This is a genomic window from Nioella sp. MMSF_3534 (assembly GCF_030732985.1).
Classification (GTDB): Bacteria; Pseudomonadota; Alphaproteobacteria; order Rhodobacterales; family Rhodobacteraceae; genus Nioella.
In genome coordinates this window covers 53,515-69,676 of the sequence record NZ_JASHJX010000001.1, presented here as the reverse complement: position 1 = coordinate 69,676, position 16,162 = coordinate 53,515, and the positions used below count along the sequence as shown (strand labels likewise).

Annotated in this window: 19 protein-coding genes; 14 read left to right on the top strand and 5 right to left on the bottom strand. The window is 64.3% G+C overall.

Features of this window, described 5'->3' with window-relative positions:
* Positions 1 to 8: 8 nt before the first annotated feature.
* The 5 genes from RBB16_RS00310 to lpxB all read left to right on the top strand — a co-directional run bounded on the left by RBB16_RS00310 (position 9) and on the right by lpxB (position 3,883).
* Positions 9 to 584, top strand: coding sequence for an OmpH family outer membrane protein (locus RBB16_RS00310; protein ID WP_306044215.1), 576 nt, complete (start codon positions 9 to 11; stop codon positions 582 to 584).
* A gap of 68 nt (positions 585 to 652) precedes the next feature.
* Positions 653 to 1,117, top strand: a complete 465-nt coding sequence (gene fabZ, locus RBB16_RS00305; protein WP_071689944.1) for a 3-hydroxyacyl-ACP dehydratase FabZ — start codon at positions 653 to 655, stop codon at positions 1,115 to 1,117.
* An 11-nt stretch (positions 1,118 to 1,128) separates the two neighbouring features.
* On the top strand, positions 1,129 to 1,929 hold the full coding sequence (gene lpxA, locus RBB16_RS00300) for an acyl-ACP--UDP-N-acetylglucosamine O-acyltransferase (RefSeq protein WP_306044213.1): 801 nt from the start codon (positions 1,129 to 1,131) through the stop codon (positions 1,927 to 1,929).
* A 5-nt stretch (positions 1,930 to 1,934) separates the two neighbouring features.
* On the top strand, positions 1,935 to 2,717 hold the full coding sequence (locus tag RBB16_RS00295) for an LpxI family protein (protein ID WP_306044212.1): 783 nt from the start codon (positions 1,935 to 1,937) through the stop codon (positions 2,715 to 2,717).
* A 2-nt stretch (positions 2,718 to 2,719) separates the two neighbouring features.
* Positions 2,720 to 3,883, top strand: a complete 1,164-nt coding sequence (gene lpxB, locus RBB16_RS00290; RefSeq protein WP_306044316.1) for a lipid-A-disaccharide synthase — start codon at positions 2,720 to 2,722, stop codon at positions 3,881 to 3,883.
* Here lpxB and RBB16_RS00285 read toward each other — a convergent pair.
* Complete coding sequence (locus RBB16_RS00285) at positions 3,880 to 4,350, bottom strand: YbaK/EbsC family protein (protein WP_306044211.1); 471 nt, start codon at positions 4,348 to 4,350, stop codon at positions 3,880 to 3,882. The two genes, lpxB and RBB16_RS00285, sit on opposite strands and share 4 nt — an antisense overlap.
* Before the next feature lie 94 nt (positions 4,351 to 4,444).
* On the opposite strand from RBB16_RS00285, the gene RBB16_RS00280 reads away from it, so the two are divergent.
* Positions 4,445 to 7,240, top strand: a complete 2,796-nt coding sequence (locus tag RBB16_RS00280; RefSeq protein WP_306044210.1) for a bifunctional [glutamine synthetase] adenylyltransferase/[glutamine synthetase]-adenylyl-L-tyrosine phosphorylase — start codon at positions 4,445 to 4,447, stop codon at positions 7,238 to 7,240.
* Positions 7,240 to 7,506, top strand: coding sequence for a hypothetical protein (locus RBB16_RS00275; RefSeq protein WP_306044209.1), 267 nt, complete (start codon positions 7,240 to 7,242; stop codon positions 7,504 to 7,506). Before RBB16_RS00280 ends, RBB16_RS00275 begins: the two co-directional genes overlap by 1 nt.
* 4 nt (positions 7,507 to 7,510) lie before the next feature.
* On the opposite strand, the gene RBB16_RS00270 is transcribed toward RBB16_RS00275, so the two are convergent.
* Positions 7,511 to 8,500, bottom strand: coding sequence for a GlxA family transcriptional regulator (locus tag RBB16_RS00270; protein WP_306044208.1), 990 nt, complete (start codon positions 8,498 to 8,500; stop codon positions 7,511 to 7,513).
* Between the two features lie 158 nt (positions 8,501 to 8,658).
* Between RBB16_RS00270 and RBB16_RS00265 the strand changes: the two genes are divergently transcribed.
* Positions 8,659 to 10,029, top strand: coding sequence for a class II 3-deoxy-7-phosphoheptulonate synthase (locus tag RBB16_RS00265; protein ID WP_306044207.1), 1,371 nt, complete (start codon positions 8,659 to 8,661; stop codon positions 10,027 to 10,029).
* Between the two features lie 115 nt (positions 10,030 to 10,144).
* Here the strand turns inward: RBB16_RS00265 and RBB16_RS00260 are convergent, their stop codons facing one another.
* Positions 10,145 to 10,798 carry a PAS domain-containing protein gene (locus RBB16_RS00260; protein ID WP_306044206.1) on the bottom strand — a complete coding sequence of 218 codons (654 nt, stop codon included), beginning with the start codon at positions 10,796 to 10,798 and terminating at the stop codon, positions 10,145 to 10,147.
* A 156-nt stretch (positions 10,799 to 10,954) separates the two neighbouring features.
* Between RBB16_RS00260 and RBB16_RS00255 the strand changes: the two genes are divergently transcribed.
* From RBB16_RS00255 to RBB16_RS00245, 3 genes are read left to right on the top strand one after another with little or no spacing between them, the layout of a single operon-like run.
* Positions 10,955 to 11,833, top strand: coding sequence for a YicC/YloC family endoribonuclease (locus RBB16_RS00255; RefSeq protein WP_306044205.1), 879 nt, complete (start codon positions 10,955 to 10,957; stop codon positions 11,831 to 11,833).
* 2 nt (positions 11,834 to 11,835) lie between these two features.
* The gene (gene gmk, locus RBB16_RS00250; protein WP_306044204.1) at positions 11,836 to 12,489 is read left to right on the top strand and encodes a guanylate kinase; all 654 of its coding nucleotides are present in this window, start codon (positions 11,836 to 11,838) and stop codon (positions 12,487 to 12,489) included.
* The gene (locus tag RBB16_RS00245; RefSeq protein WP_306044202.1) at positions 12,486 to 13,007 is read left to right on the top strand and encodes a gamma carbonic anhydrase family protein; all 522 of its coding nucleotides are present in this window, start codon (positions 12,486 to 12,488) and stop codon (positions 13,005 to 13,007) included. The genes gmk and RBB16_RS00245 overlap by 4 nt, the downstream gene beginning before the upstream one ends.
* Here the strand turns inward: RBB16_RS00245 and RBB16_RS00240 are convergent.
* On the bottom strand, positions 13,004 to 13,633 hold the full coding sequence (locus RBB16_RS00240; protein ID WP_306044201.1) for a histidine phosphotransferase family protein: 630 nt from the start codon (positions 13,631 to 13,633) through the stop codon (positions 13,004 to 13,006). The genes RBB16_RS00245 and RBB16_RS00240 overlap by 4 nt on opposite strands.
* Here RBB16_RS00240 and RBB16_RS00235 point away from each other — a divergent pair.
* The 3 genes from RBB16_RS00235 to RBB16_RS00225 all read left to right on the top strand — a co-directional run bounded on the left by RBB16_RS00235 (position 13,619) and on the right by RBB16_RS00225 (position 15,553).
* The gene (locus RBB16_RS00235; protein ID WP_306044200.1) at positions 13,619 to 13,831 is read left to right on the top strand and encodes a DUF3553 domain-containing protein; all 213 of its coding nucleotides are present in this window, start codon (positions 13,619 to 13,621) and stop codon (positions 13,829 to 13,831) included. The two genes, RBB16_RS00240 and RBB16_RS00235, sit on opposite strands and share 15 nt — an antisense overlap.
* A 130-nt stretch (positions 13,832 to 13,961) precedes the next feature.
* Positions 13,962 to 14,732: a GNAT family N-acetyltransferase gene (locus RBB16_RS00230; protein WP_306044199.1), complete on the top strand. Its 771-nt coding sequence runs from the start codon at positions 13,962 to 13,964 to the stop codon at positions 14,730 to 14,732.
* Positions 14,729 to 15,553 (top strand): lysophospholipid acyltransferase family protein, encoded by an 825-nt coding sequence (locus RBB16_RS00225; RefSeq protein WP_371931195.1) that lies wholly within the window; start codon positions 14,729 to 14,731, stop codon positions 15,551 to 15,553. The genes RBB16_RS00230 and RBB16_RS00225 overlap by 4 nt, the downstream gene beginning before the upstream one ends.
* Here RBB16_RS00225 and RBB16_RS00220 read toward each other — a convergent pair.
* A complete protein-coding gene (locus RBB16_RS00220; RefSeq protein ID WP_306044198.1) occupies positions 15,534 to 16,160 on the bottom strand; it encodes a thiamine phosphate synthase in 627 nt (208 codons plus the stop codon). The two genes, RBB16_RS00225 and RBB16_RS00220, sit on opposite strands and share 20 nt — an antisense overlap.
* Between the last annotated feature and the right edge of the window lie 2 nt (positions 16,161 to 16,162).

The window sequence follows — 16,162 nt, the reverse complement described above, 5'->3', positions numbered from 1 at the left end:
GCCAGGCCATGCGCCTGATCCTGATAAGTCTTGCGATACTGGCCCTCTCCGGGCCAGTTTTCGCGCAGCCGCTGTCCATTGGCAGGATCGACGGGCCGCCGATCGTCATTCTCAACCAGGAACGGCTGTTCTCGGACTCTCTCTTTGGGCAGCGCGTTCAGGAAGAACTGGCGGAGGCCTCCAGCGCGCTGTCGCGCCAGAACCGAGAACTGGAAACGGCGCTTCTGGAAGAAGAACAGTCCCTGACCGAACAGCGCACCACCATGAGCGCCGAAGAATTCCGCCCGCTGGCCGAGGATTTCGACAGGCGGGCCGAGGAAATCCGCGCGGTTCAGGCCGAACGTCTGCGCCGCCTTCGGGCTCAGGCCGACGGGGCAGAGCAGCTCTTCTTCGAATTGATCACCCCCATTCTGAGCGGTCTGCTCAACGATATCGGCGCAGCGGCCGTTCTCGATTCGCGCGTGGTCATCTATGTGGCCGAAGGCGGCGATGTCACGGATATGGCGCTACAACGCGTCAATGCCGAGCTTGGCGATGGCGGAGAAGAGCCGATCCTCGACCAGGTCAACGCAAGCGCCCCGTAAGCGCTGCTTGTCGGCCCCGGCCCGAATTGCTACCACCAAGACAGGTAAACAAGAAGGATCGCAGCCCCATGACGGCCGACACGCCCACCACCGCCGATATCGACCTGATCCAGCGGATCATCCCGCATCGCTACCCGTTCCTTCTGGTGGACAAGGTGCGCGATATCGTTCCGTTCAAAAGCGCCGTGGGCATCAAGAACGTCACCATGAACGAGCCGCATTTCCAGGGCCATTTTCCCGGTGTGCCGATCATGCCAGGCGTGACGATCATCGAAGCGATGGCGCAGGCCGCGGCGATCATGGTGGGTGTGTCCGCCGACCTCGCGGACAAGAACATGCTGGTCTATTTCATGGGCATCGACGGGGTGAAGTTTCGCCGCAAGGTGGGCCCCGGTGACGTGCTGGAACTGCATGTCTCGGTCATTCGCGGCAAGCCCGGCGGCAAGGTCTGGAAATTCTCGGGCCGCGCCGAGGTTGAGGGCGAACTGGCCTGTGAGGCCGAATTTACCGCGATGATGGATCTGCCCGCCTAGGAGAGCGCCCCATGGCCATTGATGCCAGTGCCGAGATTCACAGCTCGGCCGTGATCGAACCGGGCGCCAGTATCGGTCCCGATTGTCAGATCGGCCCGTTCTGCGTGGTCGGCTCGCAAGCCGTTCTGGGACGTGGCGTGGTGCTGAAACCCCATGTCGTCGTGACCGGCCAGACCGAGATCGGGGATGAGACCACCGTCTTTTCCTTCGCGGTCATCGGAGAGATCCCGCAGGACCTGAAGTTCAAGGGCGAGAATACCCGGCTGGTCATCGGCCGACGCAATCGCATCCGCGAGCATGTGACGATGAATTGCGGCACCGAGGGCGGTGGCGGCGTCACGCGCATCGGCGATGACGGGCTGTTCATGGCGGGCTGCCACATTGCCCATGACGCGCAGGTGGGCGACCGGGTGATCGTGGTGAACTCAGCCGCCGTCGCGGGCCATTGCGTGATCGAGGATGATGTGATCATCGGCGGGCTGTGCGGCATTCACCAGTGGGTGCGGATCGGCAAGGGCGCCATCATCGGCGCGCTGTCCATGGTGACCAATGACGTGATCCCCCATGGGCTGGTGCAAGGCCCGCGCGGGGAACTGGACGGGCTGAACCTTGTTGGCCTCAAGCGCCGTGGCGTGGACCGGGCCGAGATCACCGCGCTGCGCGCCGCCTTCCAGCAACTGGCGCAGGGCGAGGGCACATTCATGGATCGGGCCCGGCGGCTGTCCGAGGACAACCCGGATTCGCCCCATGTCACCCAGATCGTCGACTTCATCATGGGTCAGACCGACCGGTCTTTCCTGACGCCGAGGTGATTGGCGTGGCGCGGGCAATCATCGCAGGATCGGGCGCGCTTCCGGGGCTGTTGTTGCATGCGGGGTCCGCCCATGTCGTGCGCTTGGCTGGCGTCGAAAGCGAACCGCTCGACGCGCCCGACATCCCGGCGCGATTCGAACAATTCGGGGCGCTTTTCGCGGATCTGCGCGCAGCGGGCGTCGAGGAGCTGGCCTTTGCCGGAGCGTTGAGCCGTCCGGCGTTCGATCCGTCCCTGATGGACGCGGAAACCATGGCGCTGATGCCGCGCGTGGCCGGGGCGATGGCGCAGGGGGACGATACGCTGCTGCGCACCATTGCAGCAATTTTCGAGGAACAGGGATTTCGCGTGGTGGGGGCGCTGGACCTGCGCCCCGACCTTGTTGCGGCAGAGGGTCCAATCAGCGGCGACGCGTCGGACGCGCACCTGCGCGATGCCGCGCGGGCCCGGTCCGTGCTGGATGCGCTCGGACCGCTGGATGTGGGGCAGGGCGCTGTTGCGGCTAAGGGACAGGTCATCGGCATTGAAACGCTGCAAGGCACCGATGCCATGCTGCGCTTTGTCGGCATGTCGCTGCCCGGTTCGGGCGGGGTGCTGGTCAAACGGCCAAAGCCGGGGCAGGATCTGCGCATGGACACGCCCGTTATCGGCCCCGCGACCGTGATGAAGGCCGCAGAGGCCGGGCTGTCGGGGATAGAGATCGCCGCCGGATCGGTTCTGATCCTGGATCGCGACGCGGTGGAAACGGCCTGCGAGGCGTCCGGCATCGCACTATGGGCCGCGCCATGACCCTGACGCTCTTCCTGATCGCGGGAGAGTCGTCCGGCGACAGGCTAGGGGCCGCGCTGATGCGGGGGGTCAAAGAGCTTCACCCGGACGTGATTTTTCACGGGGTCGGCGGGCCACTGATGCAGGCCGAGGGGCTGGACAGCCTGTTCCCGATGGAGCAACTGGCGGTCATGGGCATTGCCGAGGTGCTGCCCAAGCTGCGCCATCTCTTTGCGCTGAAACGTCAGGCGGCAGAGGCGGTCGTGGCGCTGAACCCCGATGCGCTGATCACAATCGACAGCCCCGATTTCTGCCTTCGCGTGGCCCGGCAGGTGCGAGAAACCGCGCCGCATATCCGCACCATGCACTACGTCGCGCCCTCTGTCTGGGCCTGGCGTCCGGGTCGCGCGGCCAAGATGGCGCGGCATGTGGATCACGTGCTGGCCCTGCTGCCCTTTGAGCCGCCCTATATGGAGGCCGCAGGCATGACCTGCGATTTCGTCGGCCATCCGGTGGTGAACGAGCCGGTGGCGACCGAGGCCGAGGCCGCCGCCTTCCGCGCCCGTTATGACATCGCCCCTGCCGCGCCCTTGCTGTTGATGCTGCCCGGATCGCGGCGCAGCGAGGTGGCGCGGCTGGCCCCGGTCTTTGGCGAGGTTCTGGCGCAGCTTTCGGCGCGTGTGCCGGGGGTGCAGGCCGTAGTGCCGACGGTGGCCCATGTGGCACCGGCCTTGCGGGACGCTCTTGAAAGCTGGCCCATCAGGCCGATCCTGCTGGACCCGAGCGAAGCCCCCGACAGCTACGCCACCGACAAGCGCGCGGCCTTCCGCGCCGCCGACGTGGCGCTTGCGGCGTCAGGCACCGTGTCGCTGGAACTGGCCGCCAATGCAACGCCGATGGTCGTGGCCTATGACATGAACCGGCTGTCGTTTTTCCTGATGAAGCGGGCGGCGCTGATCGACACGGTAACACTGGTCAACCTGGTGTCCGACACCCGTCATGTGCCCGACTTCCTGTCACCGGATTGCCGTCCTGACCTGATCGTTCCGGCGCTGGAAAAGCTGCTGACCGACACAGACACGCGCGCGGCGCAGATCGAGGCGATGGCCCTGACCATGGACCGCATCGGGGCAGGGGGCGAAGCACCGGGCCTGCGCGCGGCCCGGTCCGTTCTGGCGCATCTCTAGGCGGTGAAATCCGCCAAGACAGCTTCGGTCAGGCGCAAGAGGTCAGCGGGTGCGACCGGCACGATATGGCGCGGGGTGCCTGCCGCCGCATAGACCTTGTCAAAGGCAGAGAGGCGCGGATCGAACCAGGCCCGGATCGGGTTCAGGTGCCCCACGGGCGAAACGCCCCCAATGGCAAAACCCGTCTGTGCCCGGATCAAGGCCGCATCGGCCTTGCCCAGTGGCTCCCCCGCCAAATCGCTGGCCTTGGCCGCATCCACCTGATTGCCGCCCGCCGTGATGAAGAGCAGCGCCGCGCCGCTGTCTTCGCCCCGGAAAATCACCGATTTGCAGATCTGGTCGATCTCGCATCCCGCCTGATCTGCCGCCTCAACCGCCGTTCTGGTGCTGCCATCCATTTCCATCACATCGGCGGGCAGGCCGGCCTCTTGCAATGCCCTGATCACGCGCTTGAGGCTCTTGCTCATATTCTTCACTCCGTTATCCGACCCCTTGTTGCCCGGTCCCCCTGCGACGTGCAAGCAATTGACGAAACCGAAGCCGCCAGCCATCACGGAAGCCATGAGCTTTGCATCCCGACTGACCCGCCATCCCATTCCCTTCGACGCCGATCGCGGTGCCGACGCCTTGGCGCATCTGCCCGATCTTGCCCCCGAACTGCGCCCGCTGATCGAGGGAACAGGGGGGTGCAGCCCCTACCTGCTGAGCCTTATCGGCAAGGAGAAGGCATGGCTGTCCGAGGCGCTGACACAGGACCCGGAAGAGGTGCGCCGGGGACTGCTGCTGGCGACGGGCGAGGTTGGCGCGAGCGATCTGGCCCCGGAACTGCGGCGGTTGAAACGCCGCGTGGCGCTTTATGCGGCGCTGGCCGATCTGGGGGGCGTTTGGCCTCTGGAACAGGTGACGGGCTTGCTGACCGATTTTGCGGATGCCGCCGTTGATGTTGCGATCCGCCGATTGGTGGCGGCAGAGGCGAGGCGCGGCAAGATCCCCGGCATGACCGAGGAAGACGCGGAAACCGGCGCGGGGATGGTGGCGCTGGCCATGGGCAAGATGGGCGCGGGCGAGCTGAATTACTCGTCCGATATCGACCTCATTGTGCTGTTCGACGAAACCCGGTTCGAGCCGGGGGACGAGATGGAGGCACGGGCAAGCTTCATCAAGGTCACCCGCCGCATGGCCTCGGCCCTCGCCGATGTGACCCGCGATGGCTATGTGTTCCGCACCGATCTGCGGTTGCGCCCGGATGCCTCGGTCACACCGGTCTGCATCTCGATGGCAGCCGCCGAACGCTATTACGAGGCCGAAGGCCGCAACTGGGAACGCGCGGCCTATATCAAGGCCCGGCCCTGCGCGGGCGATATCGCGGCGGGGGAGCGGTTTCTGAACACCCTCAACCCGTTCGTCTGGCGCAAGCATCTGGATTTTGCCGCCATTCAGGACACCCACGAGATGCGCGAGAAAATCCGCCGTCACAAGGGCTTGCACGGGCCGATCACTTTGGAAGGGCACAATATGAAGCTCGGCGCGGGCGGCATCCGCGAGATTGAGTTCTTTGCCCAGACCCGCCAGATCGTCTCCGGCGGGCGTGACCCGGATTTGCGCTGTCGTGGCACGGTTCCAGCCTTGGCGGCTTTGGCCGAGAAGAGCTGGATCGAGACGGATGTGCGCGACCGGCTGACCCGGCATTACCGCCTGCACCGGGAAATCGAACACCGCGTTCAGATGATCAATGACGCGCAAACCCATTTGCTGCCCAACTCGGACGAAGGGTTCGACAGGCTGGCGCGGTTCTGCGGTGAGGGCGATACAGCAGCCTTTCGCACAGTGCTGCGCGACCGTCTGGCCGAGGTCGACCGGCTGTGCGAGCCCTTTTTCAAGCCCGAGAAGACCGAAACCGATCTGCCGGAGCTTTCGGAAACCGCCGAAGAAATCGTCGCCCGCTGGCCCGGCTACCCTGCGCTACGCTCTGCCCGTGGTCAGGCGATCTTTGCGCGGCTGAAACCCGATCTTCTGTCGCGCTTCGCGGCTACCCCACGCCCGGAAGAGGCGCTTGGCAACTTTGACGGGTTCCTCAGGGGGCTGCCCGCCGGGGTGCAGCTCTTTTCGCTGTTCGAGGCCAACCCGCCGCTTGTCGATCTGATCGTCGATATCTGCGGCACCGCGCCGGGCCTGTCGCGCTACCTGTCGCGCAATTCCGGGGTGCTGGACGCGGTGATCGGCGGCGATTTCTTTGCGGGCTGGCCGGATCGGGACGCCCTTTCTGCGCATCTGGAGACGCAGCTTGCGGGGCAGGACTACGAAGGGGTTCTGAACACCGCCCGCCGCTGGCTGAAGGAATGGCATTTCCGCGTTGGCGTGCATCACCTGCGCGGGCTGATCCATGCCGAGGAAGCGGGCGCAGAGTATTCCATGCTGGCGCAGGTGATCCTGCGGGCGCTCTGGCCGCGTGTCTGTGACGAGGTCGCGCGCCGTCATGGTCCCGCGCCGGGGCGCGGCGGCGCGGTCGTTGCCATGGGCAGCCTTGGGGCCGGGCGGCTTACAGCGGGGTCTGATCTGGACCTGCTGGTGATCTATGATCCCGGCGATGTGGAGTTTACCGAAGGCCGTCGCCCGCTCGACCCGCGCGGCTGGTTTGCCAAGGCGACGAAAACGCTGATCACCGCCCTGACCGCGCCAACGGGGGAAGGTAAGCTTTACGACGTGGACATGCGCCTGCGTCCCTCTGGCCGTCAGGGACCGGTGGCAACGGCGCTGGAAGGCTTCCGGCACTACCAGATGACCGAGGCCTGGACCTGGGAACATCTGGCGCTGACCCGCGCGCGGCCCGTGGCAGGCGATGCCAGCCTATGCGCCGATATCGAGGCGATCCGGATGGAGGTTCTGACCACGCCCCGCGATCCGGCGAAGATCGTCGCGGATGCACAGAACATGCGCGACCGGCTGGCGGCGGCGGGGCGTGTGGGCGAGGGGCTCGACGCCAAGGAAGGCCCCGGACGGATGAAGGACGTGGAACTGCTGGCCGAAACCGCCGCGCTGATTGCCGGTGTGCCCGCGCGCGACGTGGAAGGCCAGTTGGAGGCCGGCGTGTCCATCGGCTGGATCAGTGCGGATGACGCCCGCACCCTTGCCGCGGCCCATCACCTCTATGGCCGCCTGAATCACGCGACCCGGCTCTTGACCGACCGGCGCCTCGATCTGGACGAGATCGGATCGGGCGGGCGCAGCTTCATCGCCCGCGAAGCCGGTGTCGCAGATGGCGCTGAATTGGCCGCGAAAGCCGAGAGCCTGCGTGCCCGTTGTGAGGCTATCATCAACACGGCGCTGGCCCATCCGCCATCCAGTGAGGAAACCTGATGAAAGACGCAAGCGACCCCAAGAACCTGATCCGGGAAGCCTACCGGATCGAGGGAATCACCGATGGCGAATGCCGTTCGATCTTCGTGGATTGGGCGCTGAGCCTGACGGACCCCGACCCGCTGCCGCATATCCGGGTGCTGCTGGACCGCTACCGGACCGATGCGCCGGATCATCCGATGACGGCAGTCCTTGAACAGGGTTTGGCCAATCCCCCCGCCGCAAAGCGCAGGGGCGGGCGTGCCGGACGGGTCGGGCAGGGCTGAGCGATCAGTCCTTCACCCGCGTCGATTGCGCCCCGCGTTCGCGGTAGGGGGTGGTGTCGTAATGCGCCCGGTAGCATTTGGAAAAATGCGAGGGCGAGGCAAAGCCACAGGACAGTGCCACGTTGATCACGCTCATATCCGTCTGCATCAAGAGGTTGCGCGCCTTTTGCAGCCTCAGTTCCATGTAATAGCGCTTGGGGCTGCGGTTCAGATACCGGCGGAACAGCCGTTCCAGCTGCCGCGTCGACATGCCGACCTCGTGGGCCAGCGTTGACGGGCTGATTGGTTCCTCCAGATTCTGTTCCATCATCCGGATGACCTGGCTCAGTTTGGGATGTCGCACGCCGATCCGGGTCGGGATCGACAGGCGCTGCGAATCCTGATCGGTGCGGATCGAGGTGTAGATCTGCTGATCGGCGATCTGACTGGCCAATTCCTCGCCATGGTCATTGGCCACGATCGTCAGCATAAGGTCGATCGAGGCCGTCCCGCCCGCTGTGGTCATCCGGTTGCCATCAATCACGAAGACCGATTTGGTCAGTTTCACCTCTTCGAATTCCTCGGAAAAGCTGTCCTGGTTTTCCCAGTGGATCGTGGCCCGCTTGCCATCGAGCAGCCCGGCCTTTCCCATGGCATAGGCCCCGGTGCAAAGCGCCGCGATGCTCACCCCGCGCCGGGCCTCGCGGCGCAGCCAGTTGATCAGCTTCTTGGTGGTGGCCTTCTGCACATCGATGCCGCCGCAGATGACAATCGTGTCCTCGCGGTTGAGCTCTTCGAAATTCATATGCAGCTTGATCCGCGCATAGGAACTGCATTGCACTTCGTCGCCTTCTTCGCCTGCATAGAGGATCTTGTACAGGTCAGCCCCCCCAAGGCGGTTGGCGATCCGCAACGTATCGACCGCCCCGGCGAAGCTGAGCAGGGTGAATTGATCGAGCAATACGAAGATAAAGCGCCGGGGTTGGCGGGGGACGCCATGAAGCAGAGTGACCATTGCGCTATTTCTCCTTTGCGGCCGGATTGGTTTTGCCGCTTTTTCTAGCGAAACCACCATTTTTTGCGTTTCGCAATCCCCCGAGGGGATGAATTTCGCATTGGCCCCCGCTTTTCTCCGCCCTATAAGCAAGGTCTGACACTGACAGGAGTTGCGTTATGGCACAGGCATGGACGAAATCGGATTGGCGCGCGAAGCCGCGGATTCAGATGCCCGACTATCCCGATGCGGAAGCATTGGCAGCGGTCGAGGCTCAGCTTGCCAGCTATCCGCCGCTTGTCTTTGCCGGTGAGGCCCGCAAACTGCGCAGCCAGCTTGCCGCCGTTTCGCGCGGCGAGGCGTTCCTGTTGCAAGGCGGGGACTGCGCCGAAAGCTTTGCCGAATTTTCCGCCGATTCCATCCGTGACACCTACAAGGTGATGCTGCAGATGGCCGTGGTGCTGACCTTTGGCGCCAAGGTGCCCGTGGTCAAGGTCGGTCGCATGGCTGGCCAGTTCGCCAAGCCGCGCAGCGCGCCGACCGAGGTCAAGGATGGGGTGGAACTGCCCTCCTACCGTGGTGACATCATCAACGAGCTGGACTTCACCGAAGCCGCCCGTCTGCCGAACCCGCAGAAGATGCTGCAGGCCTATACCCAGGCTGCGGCCACGCTGAACCTGCTGCGCGCCTTCAGCCAGGGCGGGTTTGCCGATATCCATCGGGTCCATAGCTGGACGCTCGGCTTTACCGATGCCGATGACGCGGACCGGTATCGGGATATGGCGAACCGGATTTCCGATGCGCTCGATTTCATGACCGCCGCCGGTCTGAACTCCGAAACCGCGCATCAGCTTGGCACGGTGGATTTCTACACCAGCCACGAAGCGCTGCTTCTGGAATATGAAGAGGCGCTGTGCCGGATCGATTCGACCTCCGGCCTGCCCGTGGCCGGGTCCGGTCACATGATCTGGATCGGCGACCGCACCCGCCAGCCCGATGGCGCGCATGTGGAATTTGCCAGTGGTGTTCAAAACCCCATTGGCCTGAAATGCGGTCCCACCACGACCGAGGATGACCTCAAGGTTCTGATGGCCAAGCTGAACCCCAAGAACGAGGCCGGTCGCCTGACCCTGATCGCGCGGTTCGGTGCGGGCAATGTGGGCGATCACCTGCCGCGCCTGATCAAGACGGTCGAGGCCGAGGGCGCGAATGTGGTCTGGTCCTGCGATCCGATGCACGGCAACACGATCAAGGCGGCCTCCGGCTACAAGACCCGGCCCTTCGATTCGGTGCTGCGCGAGGTGCAGGAATTCTTCGCGATCCATCGCGCCGAGGGCACCGTTCCCGGCGGTGTGCATTTCGAGATGACCGGCAAGGACGTGACCGAATGCACCGGCGGTGTTCGGGCGGTGACGGACGAGGATCTGTCCGACCGCTACCACACCGCCTGCGATCCGCGTCTCAACGCCTCGCAATCGCTGGAACTGGCCTTCCTCGTCGCAGAGGAACTGAGCCGCGATGGCCGCAAGGCAGCCGCCGCGGCGGGTTGAGACCAGGTTAACGCCTGAACTGAAACGCCCCGGAGCCTGAACGGTTCCGGGGCGTTGTCGTTAACCATGTCACCTGGAGCTGGCTCGGATCGAGGTTAACGAACCTGGTATGGGCTTAGCTCAATCCACCCTGGACCAGCCGCAAGGCCGGTCGTTCCTGAAGCGGGCGGGCTGGGTCGGCGGATTGACCGGGTTGGCTCGGGATCACGCCCGAGCTGTCAGGGCCGGCGGCCAGACGTGTCAGGCTCAGATGGCGGATGCGGAAGCGGCGTGGCGGGAGGCCGACCAGCCCGTCGGTGACCAGAACGCCTAGCGCGCGGTTGATCTGACCCTCCGGTCCGGTAAGCGGCATGAGGCACATGCGGCCTTCCAGAATCGCCCGGCCCTGTGCGTCGGACACAAGCTCCAGATCCACAATAGCGGGGTCGGAAAAGACCTGAAATACCTTTTCCATCAAGCGCTTACGGTCCGGTATTTCGAAGAACGCCCGCAAGGGCATTCCCCTGACATCCATCCCCATCGTGTGATGCAGATGCTGCCCGGCCAGCCGAAACCGCACCGCATCGGGGCGCGGGCGTTCCAGCAGGAAGGCATTGGGCAATGCCGGGGCTAGTGCCTGCGGGTCCAGATCGGCGCGCCGGGGAATGCCGCCATCGCGCCGCAGGCTGGTCCAATGGGTCATGACGGTGCTGACAACCGATCCCATCTGATGATCCTTGCGATGCCAAAGCGGCACCACGTTTCGCGGCTGTTCCGAACAGGTTTTCATCTTGCACTCCTGCACTCACGCCCCCGAAACGACCCTGCCCGGCGTTGGCGTCGCACCCTGACTTGTGTTAACGCTGAACCGGAGATCCTTACCCAACCCTTAATAACATCCGAACAATTCGACGAGCAGGGGGGAAAAGCTTAAGTGGTTAATTCGATGACAGGATATGCCGCCCGCGATGTGGCCTCCGACGGCGTCCTGCGCAGTTGGGAGTTGCGCAGCGTCAATGGCCGCGGCCTCGATATGCGGCTGCGCCTGCCGGATCGGCTGGGGCGGCTCGATATCATGCTGCGAGAGCGGTTGAAGAAAGCCATCGCGCGTGGATCGGTGACGCTGAATCTGCGGATCAGCAAGGAAGACAGCGGCGCGGCGGCCTCCATAGACGAAGCGGCCTTGCTGGCCTCCCTGTCGGCTCTCGCCCAAGTGCAGCGCAGCGCCGAGGCGCAGGGCCTGCTCGTCGGCCCCGTCGATCCCGCCCGCATCCTGACCCTGCCCGGTGTCATGGCCAGCGGCGCGGCGGAGGAAAGTTTTCCGCCCGATGAAACCCTGATTGCAGAGTTTGACGACTTGCTCGCGTCCTTCCTGTCCTCCCGCGCCGAAGAAGGGGCCGCGTTGCGTCAGACGCTCAGCGACCAGATCGACGCGATGGTCCCCCTGGTCACGCAGGCCGCCGCGCAGGCCGAAGCCCGTAAAGGCACGGCAGCGGACCGGCTGGCGGAAAATTTGCGGAAGATCCTCAACACCGCCGACGGGATGGACCCCGACCGGCTGGCGCAGGAACTGGCGGTGCAGGCGGTCAAATCGGACGTGACCGAAGAGATTGACCGGCTGGCCAATGCCCATATCCCCGCTGCAAAGGCCCTGCTGACAGCTGACGGCCCGGTCGGGCGGCGGTTCGATTTCCTGATGCAGGAGTTCAACCGCGAGGCCAATACGCTGTGCTCGAAATCCAGCGACGCCGCGCTGACCCAGACCGGCCTTGACCTCAAGGTCGCGATTGATCAGATGCGCGAGCAGGTTCAGAACGTGGAGTGACCATGCCCCAGACCGACAGCCGCCGTGGCCTTCTTATCATCCTGTCTTCGCCCTCGGGCGCGGGAAAATCGACGCTGGCCAAGCGGTTGATGGAGTGGGATCCGTCCCTGAGCTTCTCGGTCTCTGCCACCACGCGCGCGGCACGGCCGGGCGAGGTGGATGGAAAGGACTATCATTTCCTCAGTGAAACCGCCTTCAAGCACATGGTGCGGGACGGCGCGATGCTGGAACATGCCCATGTCTTCGGCAATTTCTACGGCTCGCCCATGGCGCCCGTGAAAGAGGCCATCGAGTCGGGCTGCGATGTGCTCTTTGACATCGACTGGCAGGGCGCACAGCAGATCAAGACCAGTGCCTTGCGCGACCATGTGCTGTCGATCTTCGTTCTGCCGCCATCCATCGCGGAACTGCGCCGTCGACTGGTCAGCCGCGGACAGGACGCGCCCGAGGTGATCCAGAAGCGGATGCAGAAAAGCTGGGACGAGATCAGCCATTGGGATGGGTATGATTACGTGCTGGTCAATGACGATCTGGACGTAACCTTCGAGCGGCTGAAAACCATCGTCAGCGCCGAACGTCTGCGCCAACCGCAACAGCCGGGGTTGGTGGGCTTCGTGCGCGGGCTGCAATCCGAATTTCAGGAGGATGAACAGTGATTTACGCCCTCGACGGCATCGAACCAGAGATCGCAGAGGATACCTGGATTGCGCCGGATGCGAATGTGATCGGCCGGGTGGTGCTGGAGGCGGGCGCGTCGGTCTGGTTCGGCAGCACCTTGCGCGGTGACAACGAAGAAATCCGCGTCGGGGCCGGGTCGAACGTGCAGGAAAACTGCGTCTTCCACACCGATCCCGGCTGCCCGCTGACCATCGGGGCGAACTGCACCATCGGTCACAAGGTCATGCTGCATGGATGCACCATCGGGGATGGCAGCCTGATCGGCATGGGGGCGACGGTGCTGAACGGGGCGAAGATCGGCAAAGGCTGCCTGATCGGGGCCGGGGCGCTGATCACGGAAAACAAGGAAATTCCCGATTTCTCGCTGGTCATGGGGGCACCCGGCAAGGTTGTGCGGACCCTCGATGAGGCGGCACAGGCCGGGCTGCTGGCCTCGGCCGAGCATTACCGGCAGAACATGCGCCGTTTCCGCACTGGGCTGGTCGCCTTGGGCTAGGCCCGGGTCAGGCTCAGCGTGAAGTGCAGCCTATCCGCGGACAGCGATAGCCGGACGCGTCTTCCGCTGATTGTGGCCTCCTTGGCCAGCAAGGCGAATTGGACGCGAGAGGGCGGCGGCAACAGGTCAGACGATATCGGCTGATCCAGAACCTGCCAGCTCTCCGCGTCGATGGACAGCTTGCGACCCTCGCCCGAGAACTCCCAGTCCTCGCCGGAATGTCGAACCGTCAACACGCCCCCAAGCGGAAGAGCCGTCTCGGCACAGTTGAGCAGCAGGAAAGCGAGCTTCGCGTCCTGCCGGGGCAGGTCGCCCGTCACCTGCCACTCCACCGACAGCCGACCGCCGCCATAGATCGCGGTCACGATCTCACGCAATTCGCGTTCCGACAGGGTTTCGCCCGCCCGCGCCGCACCGAAGGCCACCCGGAAGAAGCGGATGCGCGCCATGGCGTCCCCTATGGCCGATCCGATCAGCTCCAGCTCCGGTGTCCGGGGCGCGCCGGACAGGCCAATCAGCTCCATCCCGTTGGAAATCGCTGACAGCGGGTTTACAAGGTCATGACACAGCCGCGATCCAACCAGTTCGGCAAGATCCGGTACGGGGAAATCATGGCGATCATCCATCACGAAAGGCCCCCTGAAATGGTCAATGATCTCAACGCAATGCTGGAACCTGGCATGCTGGTGCGCCACCCCGGCCAGCCTGATTGGGGGCTGGGGCAAGTGCAATCGAATATCGCGGGCCGGATCACGGTGAATTTCGAGAATGCCGGAAAAGTGGTGATCAATGGCGAACGGGTGGGCCTTGTCATCGAGTTCTGATCTCCTCGGATCTTCTGCCCGGTAACGCTAGCCCGCTTGCGGTTAACAGTTTCCTAACGAGTGGGGGCTTGAGGTTGCATTGGCCCGGTCAATCGCTTACCTCGCGCGCAGGTTTCTTGGCGGGCGGCCCATGGTGATTGACGACACCCAGCTTGAACTGCGTCTGGCCCGAGGCGAGGCCGATCTGAGGCTTGCACAGGCCCTGCGCTACGAGGTGTTCATCCGGGAACTGGGCGGCGATGGCGACCTCGTGGATCACGCAAACGGGCTGGAGGCGGACAGGTTCGATCCGTTCTTCGACCATCTGATGCTGCTGGATCGGTCGCGGCAGGGCAATCAATGCGTCGGCGTCTACCGTGTGATGCGAGAAGATCAGGCCGCCGCCGCAGGGCAGTTCTATTGCGACGATGAATATGACCTGACGGTTCTGAAACAGGGTCCGCTCAGGCTGCTGGAACTGGGTCGGTCCTGCGTTCATGCCGATTATCGCGGCGGCACGGCGATGCTGCATCTGTGGAACGGGCTCGCGGCCTATGTGGAGGATCACGGGATCGACCTGATGTTTGGCGTCGCGTCCTTCCATGGTACCGATGCCGCTGCCTTTGCTGCGCCTTTGTCATTGCTTCATCACCGCTACCTTGCCCCTGCTGACATCCGCGTTCGCGCGCGCGAGGACAGTTTTCAGCGCATGGACCTGATCGCCGAGCCCGATCTGGACCGGGTCGCCGCCGCCCGCGCGATACCTGCGCTGATCAAGGGCTATCTCAAGATGGGCGGGTTCGTGGGCGAGGGGGCCTATATAGACCGGCCCTTCAACACCACCGATATCTGCCTGCTGATGGATGTGAAACGCGTCTCGCAGAAGCAGTTCGGCCTCTATGCCAAGGGGGCGCGGCGGTGACGATCTGGGATGATGGCGAGATGCCGCTGGACAGCCCCATTGCCCTTGCCGGGTGGCTGAGGGCCGGTCGCAGGGGTATTCCTGTCATCACGCTCCTGCTTGTCTGCTTTCCGCTGCTTCTGATCCTGCGGGTGCCGGAGAAATGGATCTGGGGCTATCGTCGCCCCATAACCCCATGGATCACGCAATTCGTTTGTATTTCAACCTGTTGGATGATGGGGCTGAAGCGGAATGTGAGCGGTGCACCAAGCCCGGAACGCGGGGCCTATGTCGCCAATCATTCCAGCTGGCTCGATATTTTTGTGCTGAACGCGTCCAAACGGATCTACTTCGTTGCCAAGGCCGAGGTGCATGGCTGGCCCGGCATCGGCTGGCTGGCGCGCGGCACGGGCACGGTGTTCATCCGCCGCGACCGGCGCGAGGCGAAGCGACAGCAGGAGGTGTTCGAGGACCGGCTGCGGGCAGGCCACCACCTGTTGTTTTTCCCCGAAGGCACCAGCACCGACGGGCAACGGGTTCTGCCCTTCAAGACGACCCTTTTCGCGGCCTTCACCACCGAGGCTTTGCGCGACTTCCTGACCGTTCAGCCCATCACCCTGCGCTATCATGCGCCCGAAGGCGAAGACCCGAGGTTCTACGGCTGGTGGGGCGAGATGGGTTTCGGCTACGGGCTGCTCAAGGTGTTGGCCGTCCGGCGACAGGGCCGCGTCGACGTGATCTACCACCCGCCGCTCAGGGTCTCGGACTTCCCCGATCGTAAATCCCTGGCGGCAGCCTGCGAAGCGGCCGTCCGGCAGGGCTTCACCGAAGCGGGGCGGTAAGGGCGGTCAGCGCGGCCAGCGGATCCTCTGCTTTCCAGATCTCCTGCCCGATGGCGAAGAAATCCGTGACCGGGGCCAGCTGCGCCACCAGATCGACGGTCAAGGCACCCTCTGCCACAACGGGCAGCTCGATCATCTGCGACCACCAGGCGAAAAGGTCATGTTCGGCGCGGGTGCCGTCCCCAAGCGGGCTGTCGCCGACGGGACCGAAGGCGATGTAGTCTGCGCCCACTTCACCCGCCGTCATCCCCTCATGGGTGGAGGCGCCACAGAACGCGCCCACAATCGGATCGGCCCCCAATTCCTTGCGGGCCTTGCGGACGGACCGCGCGGCATCGGTCAGGTGCACGCCGTCGAGGCCAAGCCGTTCGACCATACCCAGATGCTTCTCGATCACAATCGGCACGTCCCGCTCATGGGCAATGACGCGCAACGCATCGGCGGCGCGGGCGACGTCATCGGCATCGGCAGAGGCATGGGCGAGGCGCAGGCAGGCGATCTCGACCCCGTCCAGAACGGCGGCAAGCTTCGGCGCGAAGGCGTCGATCTCGAAGGCGGGCGGCGTGATCAGGTAGATCTGCGGCTGCTCGGGGGCGTCCTGCGGCATGG

Bases quoted from the DNA above. Each gene is read 5' to 3' on its own strand.
- RBB16_RS00310 (WP_306044215.1), top strand. From the start codon at position 9: ATGCGCCTGATCCTGATAAGTCTTGCGATACTGGCCCTCTCCGGGCCA.
- fabZ (WP_071689944.1), top strand. From the start codon at position 653: ATGACGGCCGACACGCCCACCACCGCCGATATCGACCTGATCCAGCGG.
- lpxA (WP_306044213.1), top strand. From the start codon at position 1,129: ATGGCCATTGATGCCAGTGCCGAGATTCACAGCTCGGCCGTGATCGAA.
- RBB16_RS00285 (WP_306044211.1), bottom strand. From the start codon at position 4,350: ATGAGCAAGAGCCTCAAGCGCGTGATCAGGGCATTGCAAGAGGCCGGC.
- RBB16_RS00280 (WP_306044210.1), top strand. From the start codon at position 4,445: ATGAGCTTTGCATCCCGACTGACCCGCCATCCCATTCCCTTCGACGCC.
- RBB16_RS00275 (WP_306044209.1), top strand. From the start codon at position 7,240: ATGAAAGACGCAAGCGACCCCAAGAACCTGATCCGGGAAGCCTACCGG.
- RBB16_RS00270 (WP_306044208.1), bottom strand. From the start codon at position 8,500: ATGGTCACTCTGCTTCATGGCGTCCCCCGCCAACCCCGGCGCTTTATC.
- RBB16_RS00265 (WP_306044207.1), top strand. From the start codon at position 8,659: ATGGCACAGGCATGGACGAAATCGGATTGGCGCGCGAAGCCGCGGATT.
- RBB16_RS00260 (WP_306044206.1), bottom strand. From the start codon at position 10,798: ATGAAAACCTGTTCGGAACAGCCGCGAAACGTGGTGCCGCTTTGGCAT.
- RBB16_RS00255 (WP_306044205.1), top strand. From the start codon at position 10,955: ATGACAGGATATGCCGCCCGCGATGTGGCCTCCGACGGCGTCCTGCGC.
- gmk (WP_306044204.1), top strand. From the start codon at position 11,836: ATGCCCCAGACCGACAGCCGCCGTGGCCTTCTTATCATCCTGTCTTCG.
- RBB16_RS00235 (WP_306044200.1), top strand. From the start codon at position 13,619: ATGGCGATCATCCATCACGAAAGGCCCCCTGAAATGGTCAATGATCTC.
- RBB16_RS00240 (WP_306044201.1), bottom strand. From the start codon at position 13,633: ATGGATGATCGCCATGATTTCCCCGTACCGGATCTTGCCGAACTGGTT.
- RBB16_RS00230 (WP_306044199.1), top strand. From the start codon at position 13,962: ATGGTGATTGACGACACCCAGCTTGAACTGCGTCTGGCCCGAGGCGAG.
- RBB16_RS00220 (WP_306044198.1), bottom strand. From the start codon at position 16,160: ATGCCGCAGGACGCCCCCGAGCAGCCGCAGATCTACCTGATCACGCCG.